The 20,623-nt window shown below is 47.6% G+C and carries 21 protein-coding genes; 7 read left to right on the top strand and 14 right to left on the bottom strand.

The window, feature by feature from the left end; genetic code table 11:
- Nucleotides 1-21: 21 nt before the first annotated feature.
- The 4 genes from HU824_RS07595 to efp form a co-directional block, all read right to left on the bottom strand.
- On the bottom strand, nt 22-333 hold the full coding sequence (locus HU824_RS07595; RefSeq protein ID WP_136008943.1) for a metal-sulfur cluster assembly factor: 312 nt from the start codon (nt 331-333) through the stop codon (nt 22-24).
- A gap of 670 nt (nt 334-1,003) precedes the next feature.
- The gene (radC, locus tag HU824_RS07590) at nt 1,004-1,690 is read right to left on the bottom strand and encodes a DNA repair protein RadC (protein WP_136008944.1); all 687 of its coding nucleotides are present in this window, start codon (nt 1,688-1,690) and stop codon (nt 1,004-1,006) included.
- Nucleotides 1,691-1,755: 65 nt separating this feature from the next.
- Entirely contained in the window at nt 1,756-2,745 is a 990-nt protein-coding gene (locus HU824_RS07585) for a glycosyltransferase family 2 protein (protein ID WP_176468529.1), read from the bottom strand.
- 143 nt (nt 2,746-2,888) lie between these two features.
- Entirely contained in the window at nt 2,889-3,455 is a 567-nt protein-coding gene (gene efp, locus HU824_RS07580) for an elongation factor P (protein WP_136008946.1), read from the bottom strand.
- Between the two features lie 192 nt (nt 3,456-3,647).
- Between efp and rpmH the strand changes: the two genes are divergently transcribed.
- From rpmH to HU824_RS07545, 7 genes are all read left to right on the top strand, one after another.
- Nucleotides 3,648-3,809 (top strand): 50S ribosomal protein L34, encoded by a 162-nt coding sequence (gene rpmH / locus HU824_RS07575; RefSeq protein WP_004292199.1) that lies wholly within the window; start codon nt 3,648-3,650, stop codon nt 3,807-3,809.
- Nucleotides 3,810-4,422: 613 nt separating this feature from the next.
- Nucleotides 4,423-5,070 carry a PASTA domain-containing protein gene (locus HU824_RS07570; protein ID WP_176468528.1) on the top strand — a complete coding sequence of 216 codons (648 nt, stop codon included), beginning with the start codon at nt 4,423-4,425 and terminating at the stop codon, nt 5,068-5,070.
- Nucleotides 5,071-5,123: 53 nt separating this feature from the next.
- Entirely contained in the window at nt 5,124-6,194 is a 1,071-nt protein-coding gene (locus tag HU824_RS07565; protein ID WP_136008983.1) for an RluA family pseudouridine synthase, read from the top strand.
- Entirely contained in the window at nt 6,191-7,171 is a 981-nt protein-coding gene (locus tag HU824_RS07560; RefSeq protein WP_136008948.1) for a D-alanine--D-alanine ligase, read from the top strand. Before HU824_RS07565 ends, HU824_RS07560 begins: the two co-directional genes overlap by 4 nt.
- A 5-nt stretch (nt 7,172-7,176) precedes the next feature.
- Nucleotides 7,177-8,334 carry an acyltransferase gene (locus HU824_RS07555; RefSeq protein ID WP_176468527.1) on the top strand — a complete coding sequence of 386 codons (1,158 nt, stop codon included), beginning with the start codon at nt 7,177-7,179 and terminating at the stop codon, nt 8,332-8,334.
- A 4-nt stretch (nt 8,335-8,338) separates the two neighbouring features.
- Nucleotides 8,339-9,007, top strand: a complete 669-nt coding sequence (locus HU824_RS07550) for a NigD-like C-terminal domain-containing protein (protein WP_176468526.1) — start codon at nt 8,339-8,341, stop codon at nt 9,005-9,007.
- A gap of 13 nt (nt 9,008-9,020) precedes the next feature.
- On the top strand, nt 9,021-9,407 hold the full coding sequence (locus HU824_RS07545; RefSeq protein WP_136008951.1) for a rhodanese-like domain-containing protein: 387 nt from the start codon (nt 9,021-9,023) through the stop codon (nt 9,405-9,407).
- Nucleotides 9,408-9,583: 176 nt separating this feature from the next.
- Here the strand turns inward: HU824_RS07545 and HU824_RS07540 are convergent, their stop codons facing one another.
- The 10 genes from HU824_RS07540 to HU824_RS07495 form a co-directional block, all read right to left on the bottom strand.
- Nucleotides 9,584-10,537 carry an acetylornithine carbamoyltransferase gene (locus HU824_RS07540; RefSeq protein WP_136008952.1) on the bottom strand — a complete coding sequence of 318 codons (954 nt, stop codon included), beginning with the start codon at nt 10,535-10,537 and terminating at the stop codon, nt 9,584-9,586.
- A 44-nt stretch (nt 10,538-10,581) separates the two neighbouring features.
- On the bottom strand, nt 10,582-11,829 hold the full coding sequence (locus HU824_RS07535; protein ID WP_176468525.1) for a glutamate-5-semialdehyde dehydrogenase: 1,248 nt from the start codon (nt 11,827-11,829) through the stop codon (nt 10,582-10,584).
- A 71-nt stretch (nt 11,830-11,900) separates the two neighbouring features.
- Nucleotides 11,901-13,055: a glutamate 5-kinase gene (gene proB, locus HU824_RS07530; protein ID WP_176468524.1), complete on the bottom strand. Its 1,155-nt coding sequence runs from the start codon at nt 13,053-13,055 to the stop codon at nt 11,901-11,903.
- Nucleotides 13,045-13,284: a DUF2007-related protein gene (locus HU824_RS07525; RefSeq protein ID WP_136008955.1), complete on the bottom strand. Its 240-nt coding sequence runs from the start codon at nt 13,282-13,284 to the stop codon at nt 13,045-13,047. The genes proB and HU824_RS07525 overlap by 11 nt, the downstream gene beginning before the upstream one ends.
- 75 nt (nt 13,285-13,359) lie before the next feature.
- Nucleotides 13,360-14,199: a glutamate racemase gene (gene murI / locus HU824_RS07520; RefSeq protein WP_136008956.1), complete on the bottom strand. Its 840-nt coding sequence runs from the start codon at nt 14,197-14,199 to the stop codon at nt 13,360-13,362.
- A gap of 109 nt (nt 14,200-14,308) precedes the next feature.
- On the bottom strand, nt 14,309-14,815 hold the full coding sequence (locus HU824_RS07515; protein WP_136008957.1) for an OmpH family outer membrane protein: 507 nt from the start codon (nt 14,813-14,815) through the stop codon (nt 14,309-14,311).
- A gap of 126 nt (nt 14,816-14,941) precedes the next feature.
- Complete coding sequence (locus HU824_RS07510; RefSeq protein ID WP_136008958.1) at nt 14,942-15,457, bottom strand: OmpH family outer membrane protein; 516 nt, start codon at nt 15,455-15,457, stop codon at nt 14,942-14,944.
- A gap of 41 nt (nt 15,458-15,498) precedes the next feature.
- The gene (bamA, locus tag HU824_RS07505; RefSeq protein WP_176468523.1) at nt 15,499-18,138 is read right to left on the bottom strand and encodes an outer membrane protein assembly factor BamA; all 2,640 of its coding nucleotides are present in this window, start codon (nt 18,136-18,138) and stop codon (nt 15,499-15,501) included.
- Between the two features lie 53 nt (nt 18,139-18,191).
- A complete protein-coding gene (locus HU824_RS07500) occupies nt 18,192-18,926 on the bottom strand; it encodes an isoprenyl transferase (protein ID WP_176468544.1) in 735 nt (244 codons plus the stop codon).
- Nucleotides 18,927-18,931: 5 nt separating this feature from the next.
- Nucleotides 18,932-20,296, bottom strand: coding sequence for a DUF6242 domain-containing protein (locus HU824_RS07495; protein ID WP_176468522.1), 1,365 nt, complete (start codon nt 20,294-20,296; stop codon nt 18,932-18,934).
- Between the last annotated feature and the right edge of the window lie 327 nt (nt 20,297-20,623).

The raw sequence follows: 20,623 nt of genomic DNA, 5'->3' as shown, positions 1-20,623 counted from the left end.
CAACTATCCATTATCAATTAGTTAAAGAAATCCCAGCTCCAGTTTCGCTTCTTCGCTCATCATGTCCTTGTCCCACTCGGGCTCGAAGACGAGATTGATGGTGGCGGAGGTCACCCCGTCGATGGATTCCACTTTCTGGCGTACATCTTCCATGATGAAGTCGGCTGCCGGACAGTTGGGGGCGGTCAGCGTCATGTCGATGGTTGTTTCTCCCAGGTCGGAGACGTCTATTTTGTAAATCAGTCCAAGGTCGTATACGTTGACCGGTATTTCCGGGTCGAATACGGTCTTGAGCATGGAGACTATTTTCTCTTCTATTTCAAATCTGGTCATATTTGTAAGGTCTTATATGTAGGTTTTCAAAGAACAAAGCTATGGAATTTAATTGAAAATGCCAAGTAACGCCCTTCTTTTCATTGCTTCGGGGCCACGGCTTTTTCATTTAAAGGAGTTCTCGGGAGTTAGAAGGGGGTATCGCCCTTCGGCCTTAGGAATTGAAGGCCGATGGTTCTGTTGATGTATAGCGATACTATCTTTCCACCGCAACGTCGGCATCCGACAGAATGACATCCGGCTGTTTCTTTACTGCATGTGCATGCCGGGGAAGCGGTCTCCATCTTCTTCATCTGCCCTCGGACTAGTGTCTTTGAAAGTGAACGACCCGGGTCGTCTGATTGAACAACCCTAGTCGTTCGATTGAACAACTCAGGTCGTTCGATTGAACGACTAGGGTTGTTCACTTATAAAAATATATATCATGTGCTGAATGCGAAAGTATGTCGGGGCTGTGGAACCATCTTGGTTGGCGGTAGAATGGCTTCTCGGTTTTTTGGTTTCCGGCATGCGGGAAACTGAAAATCCGCATGTGCAGTGAAGGGGGGAGAGAAGTTTCACCGGAAAACCCGATGGATAGGCAGACGGGAGAAGAAGATGAAGGATGTGAAAGGTGAAAAAGCGATGTAGCCTGTGGCGGGATGGTACGGAAAAACGGAAAGGGCTGAGGTCAGATAATCCCTTCGTCATTGAAGCTGTAATACTTTCCGTCCGTGACGATGATGTGGTCGGTCAGGCGTATGTTCATGGTCTGGGCGGCTTTTCTTACAAGCTCCGTAAGGCTGCGGTCGGCATGGCTGGGGGAGGGATTCCCCGATGGGTGGTTGTGGATAAGAACTATTTGTACGGCACGCTGTAGCAGGGCTTCGCGTAGAATGGTTCGGACGTCGGCGGTGGTCTGGTCGATGCCGCCGCGGCTGATGCGTACTTTGTCGATGACTTTGGCGGCTTGGTTCAGGAGCAGCACCCAGAACTCTTCGGTGGGGAGGTCGCAAAGCAGGGGATGGAACAGCTCGTAGATGTCGGCAGAGGAGCGGATGGTGGTACGTTCGGAGCGTTCCTGCAGTTTGCGGCGTTTGCCCAGTTCCAAGGCTGCCATGATGGTGATGCTCTTGGCGGGGCCGAAGCCTTTGAAGCGGGAAAAGTCGCGTACTTCCCATTTGCCCAGTTGGCTGAGGTCGTTGTTGCAGGCGGCAAGCACTCGCTGCATCAGGGCCACGGCGCTTTCCTCCGTATTGCCGGAGCCGATGAGGATGGCTAGCAGTTCAGCGTCGCTCAAGGCTTCCGCTCCTTTTTGCATCATCTTTTCCCGCGGGCGGTCTTCTGCAGCCCACTGGTTGATATTCAGTTTCTCCATTCCTTACCTTTCTTTTTCCGATTTTTCAAATTTGTCCGTCTTCGCCGATTCTTAATCTCTCCTTGTCACTTGTAAAAGTTCTTTTTGAACGCCTCGAACTCATCTTTGCCAAGTATGCAACGGTTCCACCAGGCGCGCAGGAACCCCGTCCCGTATCCGATGAGCTGGATGAAGGAGGCTGCAACGGAGTGGAGCCCGATGCTGAGGCTACGGTTCCGGATAGTGGAGTCGGTGCATACCAGAAGCGCATAAAGAGCGATGGGCAGCAGACTGTACGGACAGAAGGGCGTTCCCAGCAGGAATATGGCCACTCCCAGGGTGAATGCGGCAGGTAGCAGATGGACGGGCTTCAGTGATTCCGGATACTTCTTGTACAGATTGATGCGGGCAATCCCGGAATTGTGTACCTGCTTGAAGAACTTCCGGAAGTCTGTCCGGCGCTTGTGGTACACCCAGGCGCCTGGAAACAGCCGGCATGTATGTCCTCCCTTGAAGATTCGGATGCTGAAGTCGATGTCTTCCCCGAAACGCATCCGCGAGAATCCGCCTAGGGCTTGGTACACTTCCCGCCGCACACCCATGTTGAAGCTGCGCGGGTAGAACTTGTCCATCTTCTTCTTTCCCCCGCGGATGCCGCCGGTGGTGAAGAAGGAGGTCATGGAGTAGTTGATGGCTTTCTGTATGTCTGTGAATGACTCGTGTGCCCGGTCGGGGCCTCCGAAGGCATCGGCGGCTTCATGCTGCAGTTCCTTTTCCACTGCATGGAAATAGCCTTCGGGCAGGATGCAGTCTGAATCCAGTATTATCAGGTATTCGCCCTTGCTTCGTTCCGCCCCGTAGTTGCGGGTCTGCCCGGGGCCGGAGTTGGGCTTGTCATAGTAATGCACGTCCAATAGTTCCTGATGCTTCTCTATGACTGGCTTGCAGGGGATGGAGGACCCGTCCTCCACTACAATCACTTCAAAATCCTTGAAACTTTGTCGCGTCAAGCTATGCAGCAGTTCGTCCACCTCATCGGGGCGGTTGTATACGGGGATGATGACGGAGTATCTCATTGGTATGGCTCTATGTTTTGGTTGTCTCCGCAAAGATATATCATTTAAACTTTGCAGATGAATAAATGGAAAGAAAAATCCCCGGATGCCGAGCGGCACCGGGGATGATATGAAAAGGACATTTGCCTAATTTCCAAAAGGGATTATGCTTTTACTCGGCTTACGTAAGAACCGTCGCGCGTGTCGATTTCGATAGTCTCGCCTTCGTTGATGAACAAGGGAACGCGAACCGTTGCACCCGATTCCACGGTAGCGGGCTTCAGGGTGTTGGTTGCGGTGTCGCCTTTCAGACCCGGTTCGGTATATGTAATCTTCATCTGAACCTTGATAGGCATATCGGCATAAAGAACAGTTTCGGTAGAGGCATCGGAAACTACGTCTACTACCATACCTTCGAGCAGGAAGTCTACGCCGTTAATCAGGTCGTGGGCGATAGGAATTTGGTCAAAAGTTTCCTGGTTCATGAACAGGAAGTCATCTCCTTCTTTGTAGAGGAACTGGTGGGGACGACGCTCTACACGTACATCTTCCAGTTTCTCACCGATGTTGAAACGACGTTCCAAAACGTAGCCGTTCACCACGTCTTTCAGTTTGGTACGCATGAAGGTGTTACCTTTTCCCGGCTTTACATGCAGGAAGTCGATACAGAAATACAGCTTGCCGTCCATGCGGATGCAAGTTCCGATTTTAATGTCTTGGGCATTAATCATACTTATAGTCTTTAATATTATTATATTAGTATATGCTTCTCGTGCTGGTTTGCGGGTACAAAAGTAATGGAAATCGGTAAAAAACACAAAAACTTTTGAGAGAAAATGAGTTATCTCTTGGTTTATTTGAAAAAAGTACCTATTTTTGCAGCCCGAATTCGTGAGAATAATAACATAAAACAAGATACAGTAATGAAAAGAACATTTCAACCTTCTAACAGAAAGAGAAAGAACAAACACGGTTTCCGTGAGAGAATGGCTACAGCAAACGGCCGCAGAGTATTGGCAGCACGTCGTGCTAAAGGCAGAAAGAAACTGACTGTTTCTGACGAATACAACGGAGTAAAGGCATAATTGCCACCTTTTTCCAAAAGAAATGAGGAAGCTGCAAATAGCGATATTTGCAGCTTCCTGTGTAATAGGGGGCTCTTAAACGGGAATCAGCCGGAATCTTGTAGATATGCTGGATAGTGAGTGTTTTGGGGCTGGCTTCCTTGATTGATAGTTTCTGTTCTTTTACTGTTGTTCCTTGGTTCCTTTAGTTGAGTATCAGACTGCCGTAATGTTTCCGGGTTGTCGGGAACTCGTTCGTGGCTTACCAGATGTTTGTGTGAATATGTGATAAGAGAATACGGCTTATCTGTAGCTTGTGTCGTTTTTTTGATAAAAATTGCTTATCGCATTTTTTTACGTATATTGTGCTCGTGGAGTTTCGTATAATTGTTTAAGTGGTTGAACTTGTTTATTATGGGGTACTCTGACATCTTTCCACGGAACGTGTTTTTTGATTGCTGCTATTGTTTTTGTGCTGGTAGTGGTAAGTGCTGCGGTGAGGGAATTCTCTGGTAAGAGCCATGAATAGAAAGGACTATGCCGTTTGCATTGATTGCATCCAGAAAATAAATGTAAAACCTATAGGCAGACGATTCTTTTTACGTATCTTTGTCCCGAATAATGCATTATCACTATGACAATAAAAGATTTTTTCTCTTTCCGGCAGAACAAGCTCTTTTGGGCAAATATCCTTGCGATGGTTATCGTGGTAGTAGGATTGCTGTTTGGGGTGCTGAAAGGACTGGATATATATACCCGCCACGGCGAGGCTGTGATAGTGCCCGATGTGAAGGGCATGGGAGTGGAGGAAGCCGGAAAAATATTCCGTAACCACGGTCTGGTCTGCATCGTTTCAGATTCCAGTTATGTCAAGGCTCTTCCTGCCGGCTGCATTCTCGAGTATAATCCGGCAGCCGGGCAAAAAGTAAAGGAAGGACGTACCATCTATCTTACAATCAATAAAATTGAAATTCCCCTGCACGTAGTGCCCGATGTGGCGGACAACAGTTCGTTGCGGCAAGCGGAAGCGCGTATTCTGGCTTCGGGCTTCAAACTGGCCGAGATACAGTATATTTCGGGCGAGAAGGACTGGGTGTATGGCGTGAAGTATAAGGGCCGTCAGCTGTCCATCGGTGAAAAAGTGCCGGTCGGCGCGGTGCTGACGCTGATAGTAGGAGATGGAGGTGTCTTGCAGACAGACTCTCTGGGAACGGAGCCTGTGGGGGATGCCGTTCAACCCGTGTCGTCCGAAGACTCTGCAACAGACGAGTCCTGGTTTTGATAAACATCTGACTTTAATCGTAAATTGTAAATCGTCAAATTGTAAATGCTGTGATGATAGAAGAATTGCCGGATGATATAGATAACGATGAACTGGACGACGTAGAGCCGGTTGGCGACGAGGCGCAACTCTATGAACACTTCCGTATAGTGGTGGACAAGGGGCAGGAGATGATGCGTGTGGACAAGTATCTGTTCGACCGACTGACAAACGCTTCCCGCAACCGTATCCAGAAAGCTGCCGATGCAGGCTTCGTGATGGCCAACGGCAAGGCTGTGAAAAGCAGCTATAAAGTGAAGCCGCTGGATGTCATTACCATGATGATGGACCGTCCACGCTATGAGAATGAGGTTATTCCCGAAGATATTCCGCTTGAGATAGTATATGAGGACAAGTATCTGATGGTAGTGAACAAACCTGCCGGCCTGGTGGTGCATCCCGGTCATGGCAACTATCATGGTACGCTTGTCAACGCCATAGCCTGGCACATGAAGGATAATCCCGATTATGATGCCAATGACCCGCATGTGGGACTGGTGCATCGTATCGACAAGGATACTTCCGGCCTGCTGGTGATAGCCAAGACGCCGGATGCCAAGACAAATCTCGGTAATCAGTTTTTCAACAAGACAACAAAGCGCCGCTACCGTGCGCTGGTCTGGGGAAATGTGGAGCTGGACGAAGGTACCGTTGTCGGCAACATCGGCCGTAATCCCAAAGACCGTATGCAGATGACTGTTCTTCCCGACGACCAGGGAAAACATGCCGTCACTCATTACCGGGTACTCGAGCGTCTGGGATACGTCACTCTGGTGGAATGTATCCTCGAAACGGGACGCACCCATCAAATCCGTGTGCACATGAAGCACATCGGACACATACTTTTCAATGACGAACGTTACGGCGGACATGAAATCCTGAAAGGAACCCACTTCGCCAAATACAAACAATTTGTAAACAACTGCTTCGACGCTTGTCCGCGGCAGGCATTGCATGCCATGACGCTGGGGTTTGTACATCCCGTCACCGGAGAAGAAATGGACTTCACTTCGGAATTGCCCGATGACATGACCCGGCTGATAGATAAATGGAGAGGCTATATCAGTAACAGAGAATTAGAATGAAACGCACGATTGCTATTGTAGCTGGAGGAGATACCTCCGAATTCCACGTCTCCCTGCGTAGTGCACAGGGGATTTACTCCTTCATCGACAAGGAGAAGTATACCTTATATATTATAGAAATGCGCGGACTGGACTGGCATGTACAGCTGCCCGACGGCACCAAGGCTCCGGTAGACCGTAACGACTTCAGCTTCGTGCTGGATGGCGCGAAAGTGACATTCGACTTTGCCTACATCACCATCCACGGGACTCCGGGTGAGGACGGCCGTTTGCAGGGCTATTTCGATATGCTCCACATCCCTTATTCGTGTTGCGGAGTGCTGGCGGCGTCGCTCACTTACGATAAGTTTGCCTGCAACCAGTATCTGAAAGGTTTCGGCGTACGCATTGCCGAATCGTTGCTGCTACGTGGCGGACAGTCGGTGACGGATGAAGACGTGATGGAGAAAATCGGTCTGCCTTGCTTCATTAAGCCCAGCTTGGGAGGTTCCAGTTTCGGCGTGACCAAGGTGACGGCGAAAGAGCAGATACAGCCCGCCATAGCCAAGGCATTTGCAGAAGCGCAGGAAGTATTGGTGGAGGCCTTTATGGACGGAACCGAGATTACCTGCGGCTGTTACAAAACAAAAGACAAGTCCGTAGTGTTTCCCATTACGGAGGTGGTGAGTCATAACGAGTACTTCGATTATGAGGCTAAGTATAACGGTGCGTCTGACGAGATTACTCCTGCCCGCATCTCGGACGATTTGACCCGCAGGGTGCAGGCGCTCACTTCTGCCATTTATGATATACTCGGGGCCTACGGCATTATCCGCGTGGACTATATTATTACCAAAGGTGAAAAGATTAATCTGCTGGAGGTAAATACCACTCCCGGAATGACTGCCACCAGCTTCATTCCTCAGCAGGTTCGCGCTGCCGGGATGGATATGAAGGATGTAATGACAGATATTATAGAAAATAGGTTTAATCATTAATCATTATGAATGCGAGCGTAGAATTTGATGAAATCCGTCCTTATCATGATGAGGAACTTCCTCAGGTTTATGAGGAGCTGATTGCCGATGAGGCATTCCGGCAGGCAGTGGAGGCTGTGATGCCTGGTGTACCTATTGAAGTGTGGTCGCAGAAAATGCGCGCATGTAAAACCAAACTGGAGTTTCAGAAGACTTTCTGTTATCGACTTTTGTGGAAGTTGGCAAAGGAGGCTACGGACGGATTGACTCTGGAGCATACAGCGTTGCCGGTTGACAAGTCGGTGGCGTATACCTATATTTCCAATCATCGCGACATTATTCTTGACTCCGGTTTCTTGTCCATTCTCTTGGTAGACCAGGGCATGGATACGGTAGAGATTGCCATTGGTGACAACCTGTTGATTTATCCGTGGATTAAGAAATTTGTGCGTGTCAACAAGTCCTTCATCGTGCAGCGTGCGTTGACCATGCGCCAGATGCTGGAGGCTTCCGCACGCATGTCCCGCTATATGCACTATACCATTGGCGAGAAGAAACAGTCCATCTGGATTGCACAGCGCGAAGGGCGTGCCAAGGACTCCAACGACCGTACGCAGGATAGTGTGCTGAAGATGCTGGCAATAGGCGGTGAAGGTGACATCATTGACCGTTTAATGGAGATGAATATAGCTCCGCTTGCCATTTCTTATGAATATGACCCTTGCGACTTTCTGAAAGCGCAGGAATTCCAACTGAAACGGGACATTGAAGGCTATAAGAAAACGAAGGCTGATGATTTGCTGAATATGCAGACCGGACTGTTCGGCTATAAAGGGCGGGTACATTTCCAGACGAGTGCTTGCATAAATGACGAATTGGTGAAAATGGACCGTTCGCTTTCGAAGCCCGAACTCTTTGCACGTATGTCTGCGCTGATAGACAAGCGTATTCATGCCAGTTACCGGATGTATCCCAATAATTATGTGGCGCACGACCTTCTCGAGGGGAATGAGGATTTTTCCGACCATTACACTGCCGAGGATAAACAGCGCTTCACGGACTACATGGAACAACAGCTGGAACGCATTTCCATTCCCGATAAGGATGTGGATTTCCTGCGTGGAAAGATGTTGTCGATGTATGCCAACCCGTTGAAGAATTATCTGGCGGCTATAAAAGAATGAATACATGAAGAGGTGCTGTTATTGGTGGCTTTTGCCTTTGTTGGTTTGCCTGTTGGCTGGTTGTGGCGATGATGATTATCATTATCCTTCCGTGAGGTTGGAATTCTTGACTGCCTTTTCGGGGGCTGACGGCTATCTGCGGTCTGTTGTGACGGATGAAGGGGAAACCTTGCCGGTAGTGGAGGACAAGACAAAGACGAACATAGAGTCGAACGCCTCGGTACGTGTCATCAGTAATTATGCTTCGGAGGTTACTGCCGACGGAACTGCCGGTGCGGTACTGTATGCTTTGAGCGGTGTTCTCTCTGTTGCTCCCCAGACAGCCGACAAGTTTGAGGAGGGCGTCAAGACGGAGCCTGCTGATGTGCTGGGTATCTGGATGGGACTTGACTATCTCAACATGGTATTGACAGTCAAGGAGAATGGTGAGCATAAGTTTCATTTCGTAGAGGATGAAATAACCGTGGATACCACTGCCGGGTGCAGTGAGGTATACCTGACGCTGTATCATGATGCAAAGGAGGAGGTGGTATCGTATACCAGGCGTGCCTACGTTTCCGTACCTTTGAGGCAGTATGCGGCAGAGGGTATACGGAAGGTTATGGTTCATTTTAGTGTGCACACTTATTCTGGTGACATCAAGGCTTACGATTTTGTTTATAACCCTGACTAAAATGAAATATTCGATGAAGACATTGTTCGCTGGCCTTTGCCTCGTTTTTGCCATCCTATTTTCCTGCGGGCAGAAGGAAGGACAGTTCAAGTCTGTTTCAGTGGATGACTTTTCCACATTGATAGCCAATCCGGAGGTGCAGCTTCTGGACGTGCGCACTGTTGCCGAATACTCGGAAGGACATGTGCCCCACAGTATCAATATCAATGTGCTGGATGAGTCGTTTGAAACGATGGCCGACTCCACTCTGCAGAAAGACAAACCGATTGCGGTATATTGTCGCAGTGGTAAGCGCAGTAAAAAGGCCGCCGCCATACTGAGCAAAAAAGGATATATAATCTATGATCTTGACAAAGGTTTCATCGGTTGGGAAGAAGCGGGGAGGGAAGTGGAAAGGTAATAACGGTTGTGCAGAAACACGGTTCTTTCATTCATTTAAGGGAGTTAGAAGGAATGGAAGAGAGCCGGAGGCGATAGTATCGCCATACATTAACAGAATTATCGGTTTTTAACTCCTGAGCCCGAAGGGCGATAACTCCTTCTAACTCCCTTAGGTGAAAGAACTGTGAGTGATTATTAGATACCTTCAAGCAGTCTTTTCAGCACCACTGTTGCTGAAATCTCCCGATTGGCCGCTTCGGGGATTACGATGGACTGCGGACTTTCTATCACATCATCTGTCACAATCATGTTGCGTCGAACCGGCAGGCAGTGCATGAAGTAGGCATTGTTGGTAACAGCCATCTGGCGCTCGCCTACTGTCCAGGCGCGGTCTTTGCTCAATATTTGTCCATAGTTGTCGCCAGTATAGGCAGCCCAGTTCTTGGCATAGACAAAATCAGCTCCTTCAAAAGCCTTCATCTGGTCATATTCTACGTGGGCATTTCCTACAAATTTGGGGTCGAGTTCATAACCTTCGGGATGCGTAATCACAAAGTCATAATCTGTTGCATTCATCCATTCGGCAAAGGAGTTGGGGACAGCCTGGGGCAATGGACGCGGATGTGGAGCCCATGTCATCACTACTTTGGGGCGTGTCGTCTTCTTATACTCCTCAATGGTTATCAAGTCGGCAAAACTCTGTAACGGATGGCGTGTGGCAGCTTCCATGGAGAATACCGGTCGGCCCGAATGCTTGATGAACTGCTCCAGTATCACTTCGTTGTAATCGTCTTCCTTGCTTTCGAAACGTGCGAAAGAACGTACGCCGATGATGTCGCAATAGCAGCCCATCACGGGAATGGCTTCCAATAAGTGTTCCGGTTTGTCACCGTCCATGATGACGCCACGTTCCGTTTCCAGTTTCCAGGCTCCTTGGTTGATATCCAGTACAATCACGTTCATGCCCAGATTCAATGCGGCCTTCTGTGTACTGAGGCGGGTACGCAGGCTGGAGTTGAAGAAAATCATCATCAGCGTTTTGTTACGTCCCAGTTCCACATATTTGAAACGGTCTTTCTTAATCTCGAATGCTTCGTTCAGTGCAGACTTTAGGTTACCTATGTCCTGCACGCAAGTAAAGTTCTTCATATTACAGTCTTTTTAGTGTATCTATATCTTCGTTATATCAGCTGTCAAGGTCTGGTCTGTCCGGAACCTTCGACAATCCATTTGTATGTAGTGATTTCTTCCAGGGCCATCGGACCGCGGGCGTGTAGCTTTTGGGTGCTGATGCCGATTTCGGCACCAAGTCCGAATTGTGCGCCGTCGGTGAAGGAGGTCGGTGCATTGACGTACACACAAGCGGCGTCCACTTCCCGGCAAAACCATTCGGCCCGTGTCTTATCGTCCGTAATGATGCATTCGCTATGCTTGGAACCGTGTTTTCGGATATGTGCCAATGCTTCCTGAAAAGAATTCACGGTTTTAATGGCCATCTTGTAGTCCAGGAACTCTCTGCCGTAGCACTTTTCAGAGGCGAGTCTCAACAAATCGGCGGGATATTTGCCAAGCAGGCTGTGGTAGGCAGGTTCATCGGCAAATATCTCTACATTGCTTGATTGCAGCGGCAGGCATAGGTCGGGCAAATTGGCCAGGCTGTCGGCTTCAATAATCAGGCAATCTAAAGCATTGCATACACTGACGCGGCGTGTCTTGGCATTGGCAATGATGGATGGACCTATGCTTATATCGCCATAGCGGTCGAAGAACGTATGGCATACGCCGGCACCAGTCTCTATAACCGGTACTGTGGCATTCTGACGTACGAAGTTTATCAGGCTGCTGCTGCCGCGCGGAATTATCAAATCTACATAATCGTTGGCGTGCAGTAGTTCGGCAGTCGCCTCTCTGTCGGCAGGAAGCAGTTCCACGATGTGTGTATCTACATTGAAATGTTCCAGTACTTCGTGTATCACGCTGATTATGGCACGGTTGGAATAGTCTGCATCGCTCCCGCCTTTCAGAATACAGGCATTTCCGCTTTTAAGGCAGAGTGAGAATACATCGAAACTGACGTTGGGACGAGCTTCGTAGATAATGCCTATGACACCAAAAGGCACACTGACCCTTTTTATCTTCAATCCGTTGGGCAATATATTTTCTTTAAGCACCTTTCCCAAAGGAGAAGGGAGGGCAGCTACGTTGCGGATATCCGCAGCAATGTCCTGCAAACGGCTTTTTGTCAGTCTCAGGCGGTCGTATTTAGGGTCGGCAGAAGGCATACGCTCCAAATCCTTCTGGTTTTCACTCAGAATAAAGTCTGTTTTATTTATGGCAGCGTCTGCGACAGACAGTAATATCTGGTTGATTTTTTTGTCGCTCAATGCTAACATATTACGGCTGGCATCTTGTACGGCGACAAAAGTTTTGTTTAAGTTCATTTCCTCATTGAATATAGGGTGATAAATATGCAAGTATAAATATATATCGTGGGATAATATTCGTCTGTGGTTTATTCTATATATAGGTAGTCGTAGTGCACTACGGTTTTCTTTCCATGTTTTCCCATTGTTTCCCGCGCCTGACTGGAGTCGCAGTTGGCTTTTCCCACACCGATGGGTTTACCGTTGAAGTCGATAATCCGTACGATGTCATCCTTCTCGAACTCACCTATAATGTCAGTGATACCTACTGGGAGGATGCTTACTGCTTTGTCCGAGAAAAGCAGTTCGGTGGCACGATGATTGATGTGCAGCTCACCTTTGGCAAACCCTTCGCTGTGCGCAATCCATTTCTTGATACTTGATACCGGTTCCGGAGACGGAATGAAGCGGGTATAGTTTAAAGGATTAGGGATTAAGGATGAGGGATTGTCGTCCGGAGTGATGGGGCAGTCCCATCCTTTATCCTTCATCCTTAATCTTTCATTCTTCATTATTTCCACGAGGATGTTGTCCCGCTTCCCGTTAGCTATGATAACTGTGATGCCTTCATCTGCCACTTTACGGGCAATGTTGGTTTTGGTCAGCATGCCACCGCGCCCGAAGCTGGACTTGGAAGTTTGTATGTAGGAGGAGAGGTCCTTGTCTTGTCCTATTTCACGGATAACCCGAGAACCCGGGTCGGTGGGTGAACCGTCGTAGATACCATCTATATTGCTGAGAATGATTAGTGCCTGAGCATCCATCATGGAGGCTATCAGACCGGACAGCTCGTCGTTGTCGGTAAACATCAGTTCGCTTACAGAAATGGTGTCGTTTTCGTTGACAATGGGAATAACGCCGTTCTCCAACATTACGGTCATACAGTTTTTTTGGTTGAGGTAATGGCGGCGGGTGGAGAAGTTCTCTTTCATTGTGAGTACTTGTCCTACGGAAATGCCATGCTCCCGGAACAGCTCGTAGTAACGGTTGATGAGCTTGGCTTGTCCCACGGCGGAAAAAAGCTGGCGCTGGTCTACACTATCCAGCTTCTTGGCGGGGCACACTTCGCTACGTCCCGAAGCAACGGCTCCGGAAGAAACTAGTATTATTTCTATGCCGGCTTTGTGTAGCTCGGCTATCTGGTCTACCAAAGCAGACATACGGGTAATGTCGAGAGTACCGTCACGACGTGTCAAAACATTGCTGCCTATCTTGATGGCAATTCTATTGAAATCAATCCCCATTGTGTTTCTTTTCGTATTCGCAGACTACTTCCATGGCAGCTTCGGAGTCCTTCTCATTGACGAGAACGGAAACATCTACCGCAGTGGCAGGCAGTACAACGTTTACTACCATTCCGTCTTTTGTTACAGCTTCAATATCACTATTTCCCAGCAAGCTCTTTACTAGTTCTGCTTCCCACGGTGAACCGGTGAACACCTCAACAAGTTTGCTTTTGTCTTCTTCTTTCATGATGGTATGAATTTAGAGGTTTTTGTCTTACAAAGATAACAAATGTTTTTGTTTTAATGTTTAATGCTGACGGATTTATAGTTCAATCCTCTCAACTCTTATCGATTCATTCAGGAAAGTGGAAGCCGATTCAGTGAATTTCTCCTCCGATTCTGTGGTGCGGTAGACGCATCTTCCGCCTTTGGTGCATTTTCTGTCCATTTCCGGATGGCGGTGAAGATAGTCTTTCAGGCTGTCTGCCACCAGTTCCCCTTGGGTGACGGTTGTGATGCCGTCGGGCATGTATTGCTGTATCTTAGGCAACAGCAACGGGAAGTGCGTGCAGCCCAGGATGACGGTGTCTATTTCCGTGTCTTTGATTAGCAGGTTGTTGATGTTCTTGCGTATGAAGTAGTCGCTACCCTCACCTTGTGCCTCATTGTTTTCTACGAGTGATACCCATAGAGGGCAAGCTTCACCGCTCACTTTTATGTCGGGGAAGAGTTTATGCACTTCCAGCGGATAGGATTCCGACTTGATGGTTCCTGCCGTGGCAAGCACTCCCACATGGCGGCTTTGGGTAATACTCCCTATACATTCTACAGTCGGACGGATTACTCCCAACACACGGCGCATTGGGTCGAGACGAGGCAAATCATTCATTTGTATGTTGCGCAGGGCTTTTGCCGAAGCTGTATTGCATGCCAGGATGACGAGGTGGCAACCCATCTCGAATAGTTTGGTGACTGCCTGTAAAGTGAATTCATAGACAATCTCGAACGAGCGGGTTCCGTAAGGCGCACGTGCGTTGTCACCCAGATAAATGTAATCATATTGGGGAAGTGCTTCCCGTATCTTGCTTAGGATAGTCAGTCCACCATATCCGGAATCGAATATTCCGATGGGACCGGCTGCAGAAGGTAATGTTTGTTTCATGCGTTCTAAAGGCTATGTGTCATGCAAAGATAATTCAAATTTCTCAGTAATGTATAAAAAATAAGCGCGGACAAAACTATCCGCGCTTGCTCTATTATAAATAATTCTATTATTTAATGCCCAATTGCGTTTTAACTTTGGCGGTTACATCAATGCTCTGTGCTCCAACGAAAGGTATCGGGGTACGAGCCAAGTCGAAAATGTAGACAACGCTTTCAGCTTTGCCCACAGCCTGAATGGCTTCGTCCAGTTTCTGATAGATGGGGGCCATGGCATCTTGCTGTGCTTTCTGCATGCTTTGATAAGCTTCTTGCTGGAACTGTTCTTGACGTTGAGCCATATCTTGCAACTCTTTCTGGCGTCTTTCTGCAATGTTTTTCGGCAGAGAGTCGGCTTGTGCCAGGAATTCCTGATACTTCTTTTGGAATTCTTCGTTGGTACGCTGCATTTCATCCTGGTATTTTTTAGACATGGCGTCTAGGTCAGCTTGAGCTTTGGTAAATTCAGGCATAACAGCGATTACTTCCTGAGAATTCATGTGGGCGAATTTAGCTTGCGCCATAACTCCCAGCGGGAGGGCGAACATAACTACGAGTAGTGCGATTTTTTTAAGCATAATGTTTATTATTTATTTGAATGATTATTCATCGGGGGCAAATATAGCGCAAACTGAACGCAATACAAAATAAGCAAGCTTATTTTTAATCCTGAAGAGTCTATATTCCGAAACAAATGTATGAAATTAATTTGAATATCCCAGTCTTGCAAGTACCTCATTGCTGACGTCAATACTTGGTGAGGCAAAAATGATACTTGATGCGGAAGCACGGTCTACAACTACTGCATATCCGTTCTGTGTAGCAATTTCCTTTACAGCATTGTATATTTCATCTTGAATAGGTTGCATCAGACTTTCACGTTTCTTATATAGCTCGCCTTCCGGACCGAAATATTTGCGGCGCAGTTCGGCTGCCGATTTTTCTTTAGCGACAATCTCTTCCTCCTTTTTGCCTCTCTGTGTTTCAGAAAGGGAAGCAATCTGAGACTGATAGTTCTTGTACAAAGTCTTGGCTTCTTCGGAAATCTTTTCAACTTCACTCTGCCATTGTCTGGAAACTTGTTCCAGTTGTTCGTTGGCACGTTCATAGGCAGGAATATTTTCCAGGATATATTCCATATCAATCAAGGCGAACTTCTGTGCACTGGCTGTTGTGCTTACTGCAAACAGCGTAAAAAGAATCAATAAACTCTTCTTCATAACGATACTGCGTTAATTGTCAATTATCAATCGTCCATTACTTAGAATTCCTGTCCCAAGATGAAGTGGAACTGGCTGCCACCATATTGCGAGGAACCCATTATCTTGTCGAAACCGTAAGCCCAGTCAATACCCATCATACCAATCATCGGGAGGAAGATGCGGACACCGACACCGGCTGAACGCTTCAATTCGAACGGATTGAACTTATTGACATCATGCCATGCATTACCGGCTTCTACAAACGTTAACGCATAAATACTGGTACTTGTTTCGAGCATCAAAGGATATCTTAATTCCAGTCCGAGACGTGTATAGGCATAACCTTCAGAACGGTATGGAGTCAATGAACTGTTCTCATAACCGCGGAGGGCAATACTTTCTGTAGCATAGCTGGAGTAGCCGGTCATACCGTCACCACCTACGTCAAACGTTTCGAACGGAGATTTTTTGTATTTGTTGTAGTGTCCCAGCAGACCGAATTCTACACGTCCCATCAATACCGGAGTACGTTTAACGGTAATCGGGTCCATCAACGGGATATAGATTTTGGATTTGAATTTCCACTTGTGATATTCAATCCACTTGTGCATCTTGTTCATGTCTTCCTGACTGCTGGTGCTGTACTTGCTGTAATCGGTACCGTCGAACAGAGAGAAAGGCGGTGTGATTTGTGCAGACAACGAGAATTCGGAACCTTGGCGTGGATAAATCGGATTGTCGATAGAGCTACGGGACAAGGTCAGGTTGAGGCTGAGGTTGTTACACTTACCGTTGGTAACCGGGAAGTACTGCCAGTCACTCAGAACATAACGTTGATAAGACAACTCGGCTGTGAACTGGAAGTAGTCATCCGGCCATTTCAAACGCTTACCGAACATCACTGCGAGACCATACATCTGGATAGATTTGTCCGGGTCGTAATAATTCTCGTAGTTATTGTAGCTGCCGTAGTTGTACATACCGTAGCCATACATACCGCTATAAAAGCTGTTGTAATAGCTGTTCATGTAGGCCGAATTGTAATAACGGCTACTGATGTCGGTCTGGCGGGAATAGAAAGCTGATACGGAGAACGCGTTCGGGCGTTTACCGCCAAACCACGGGTCATAGAATGAAACGCTGTATGACTGATAGTATTTGGCATTGGTCTGGCCGCTGATGGTCAACGTCTGACCGTCACCTTGCGGGAGAATACCACGGTAGTTCTCACCCGGATGTAGCAGGTTGGACAGAGAGAAGTTGGTGAACTTCAGACTTAACTTACCGATAATACCCGTTTGTCCCCAACCGGCAGAGAACTCTACTTGGTCATTGGCTTTGGATACAAGGTCGTAACCGATGTCTACCGTGCCGTCTTCCGGTCTCGGCTGGATGTCGGGTTGGATTTGTTCGGGGTCGAAGTGTCCCATCTGCTGGATTTCACGCATGGAACGCATCAGGTCCTCACGGCTGAAGAGTTCGCCCGGACGGGTACGGAGTTCACGGCGTACCACGTTTTCATATAAACGGTCGTTACCGTTGATGCTGACTTTGTTGATGGTAGCCTGGCGGCCTTCGTAGATACGCATTTCTAGGTCGATGGAGTCGCCCACGATGTTTACTTCCACCGGTTCGAGGCTGTAGAACAGATAACCGTTGTTGTAGTAGAGGTTGCCGATGGCATCGTCGTCGGTCATTGTACGTTCTTCAAGCAGCTTTTGGTTGTAGACGTCGCCCTTCTTCATCTGGAGGAGGAAGTTCAGTTGTTCGGAAGGATAAAGTGTGTTACCTACCCAAGTTACATTGCGGAGGTAGTATTTCTGTCCTTCCTCAATCTGCATGAAGATGTCCACCGTGCGGTCATCATAAGGCTTGATGCTGTCTGTCACGATAATGGCGTCGCGATAACCCAGTTCGTTGTATTTATCGATGATTAACTGTTTGTCCGCTTCGTAGTTGTCCTCAATGAATTTCTTGGTGCGGAACAGATTGATTAGTTTGCCCTTTTCGTTTGTTTTCTTCATCACACGCTTCAGCTTCTTGGTTGCGAGGACCTCGTTGCCTGCGATGGTGATTTGATGTACTTTCACTTTCTCTTTTTTGTCGATGTCGATGTTGACAATCACTTCATTTTTCTTTTCCGGATCATCCCGTTGAGTGATGATTACATCTGCATTCTTGAAGCCCTTGTCGTCAAAGTATCGTTTTATCAGGGTCTTGGCACGGTCCACCAGATTAGGTGTAATCTGCCCCCCCTTTATCATACCGATTCTGCTTTCCAAATCTTCACGCTCCGACTTTTTCACACCGTTGTAGCGGATGTCGGAAACACGCGGACGCATCGTCAGACGAATGGTCAGCCAGATTTTGTCACCCTCAATTTTGTCTGCTGTGATTTCCACGTCCGAGAACAGACCATGGCGCCAGTAGCGCTTACAAGCTTGTGTAATTTCATCACCCGGCACGGTGATGGTCTGCCCTTTGGACAGTCCGGACAATCCGACAATTACATAATCCTCATAGTTTTGGGCTCCTTCAACCTTAATGTCGGCTATTTCATACTTCTTGGGGGTTCCCGAATAGAGTATAACCGGCTTTTCGGCTTCATCGGTGTTGTTTATGTCCTGTGCTGCTGTTGTCAGAGTGCAGCCGAAAAGGCAGACAAACGTTACGAGTATGGAGAAAATACGATAGTGCATCTTTTTATTTACTATTTTACAATTTACTATTTACTATATTGGGTGTCCGTTGATTAATTGATTTGCTCGCTGGTCTTGCCGAACCTGCGTTCGCGTTTCTGATAGTCACATATGGCTTTACGTAGTTCTTCTTCGCGGAAGTCGGGCCAGTAAGTATCACAGAAATAGAGTTCCGAATAGGCGCATTGCCATAGCATGTAGTTGCTGAGGCGGAGTTCGCCTCCGGTGCGTATCAGCAAGTCGGGGTCGGGCATGAAGTGGGTTGTCAGATGACGGGATATGAGCTCACTGTCGATTTGTTCGGGTTTCAGCTCACCTTTCTGTACCAGGTCGGCTATTTGCCGGGCAGCTTCCGTTATTTCCCAGCGGGAAGAGTAACTCAATGCCAGCACTAGACACATTCCCGTGTTGTGGGAGGTGTGTGCCACACAAGTGATGAGCCGTTGCTGTACGTTGGCAGGTAGTTTTTCAATATCTCCTATTACTCGGAAGCTGATATTGTTCTTCATGAACGTCTCTTCCTCTATGGAGTCGAAGAGCAGTCCCATCAGGGCGGCTACCTCGTCCGACGGACGATTCCAGTTCTCGGTAGAGAACGTATATAAAGTAAGGTATCTGACTCCTAATTTAGCGGCTTCCTCTGCAATGATATGCACAGTTTCCGCACCGGCCTGATGTCCATAGCTACGTTCGTGTCCACGCTGCTTGGCCCACCGTCCGTTACCGTCCATGATAATCGCCACATGCTGTGGTATCCGGTTTAGATCGATTTCTTCCTTGTATGACATCATTATTATTGTATTTCGAAGCCCAATCTGTTAAGACGTCCGCGCCATACCTCATTCTTGGTTCCGTTACCGCCGAATATTACCCAAATGAAGTCCCGTTTGTCTGCCGGGGCCACTGTCTTGTCTTTCGTCGGTTCCACTATGATGGAATACGCTCCTTTACCTTTGAATTCCTGAGGTAGCAGGAATTTGGTTTCTGTCTGGCTCCACGCAATGCCCGTGATGGAGCTGTAGATGGCGTCAAGTTCTCCTCCAAAACAATAGAGCATACCGCCATAGAACATGATGGCGGGGTTCACTATGCTGGGACAATATGTGTCGTACATTGTGTTGTCCAAACTAGCCCAACCTTTGCCGTCCAATGAGAACCAGGGTATTGTCTCTTTTTCACTGACCGGCGGCATTCCTACCAGAATCACCTTCTCTACACCATTGCCGGTTCGGGTCTGGGTTGTGGATATGTTTTCGGTAGGGAATCCTGCCGGTACTTCCTCAAGGATAAGGTTGTCAGCCGTGTTTTCCGCTTCCCAATTCTTTCCGTCTTTACATATATTGAAATATTGCTTTCCGTTGATTTCCACAATGCCCGAAAGCCGGTCGGAGAAACCATTGATGAGGACTATGACATTGTCTCCCAATGTGGTGACTTCTGTCCAAGCGGCGCCATCAGTGGAGCTGAATACTTTTTTGCTTTTCGTCACCATATAGAGTGCATCGTTATACTCTACGGCAGATGTCAGCTTTACATCTGAGGGGAGGTTGCTGACATTAATCTCACTCCAGTTGTATTCATCGGGCGCGGTCGATGTCCTGTAGGCGCTAGTGTTGGAAGTGTAGACAAACAGTTCATCTCCCAGTACAACCGCTTTTTGCTGGCCTAAATTGATGGTATTGGAGAATACATTCCCTCTTTTCTGCATGTCTGTCCAGACGAGTGAGTCCGGGTCTTGCAGATGTACATTAATTTTCAGTTTATATTCTCGGATTGTAATGCCATCGGCGGCATGTGCTTTGAACAGCATGCCGGCATCGTTGTTCATGGCGGGTCTTAAATCTACGGAGTCCGACATGACAAATACCGTGTCGGTAGGCGAGCCTGAAGTTATCCAACCGGTAACGTCCATAGTATCAATTAAAATACGGTCGATGATGGTATCCGAACCTACGGGCAAGGAATCCCTGTTATAGATGAGTCTTTTAAGCTGGTCAATTGTAAATTTGTAATGTTTGCCATGTATGGTATCAATACCAAAAGCATGTATAGTAGCATCGGAGCTGAATTCATAATTGTCGTCAGAGTCAAGGCATGAACTTAGAGCAAATGACACAATAAGAAAACTCGCAATTACTGATAGAAACTTTATTCTCATTTTGAAAGTTAGTGTTTATTTACAAGTTGCAAAAATAGGAACATTTTTTTCTATAAACAGCTTTACGTAGAAGTTTTATATAAAATTATAGATAATAAGACTGTTTTTCCCGATAGAAAAGTCCTGGAATGAGGCTGTTGATGATTTTTTACGATGTTTGAAAAACATGTGGCACATAATGTGCCGGTCTGAAGGGACGATTCCATTCAAGGCCTCGTAGCCTCATTTTTCCTTGCCCGCCCCCGTACACTATGATGATACGGAACAGACGCGGAAAGAGGGCGGCGCAAAGCTGATGGCAGACTGTTTGGAAAGTGTGTGCCAATC

It is taken from the genome of Bacteroides sp. L10-4 (assembly GCF_013373675.1).
Taxonomy (GTDB): Bacteria; Bacteroidota; Bacteroidia; order Bacteroidales; family Bacteroidaceae; genus Bacteroides; species Bacteroides muris.
The sequence above is the reverse complement of the archived record's forward strand: the minus strand, read 5'-3'. Positions and strand labels throughout refer to the sequence as shown.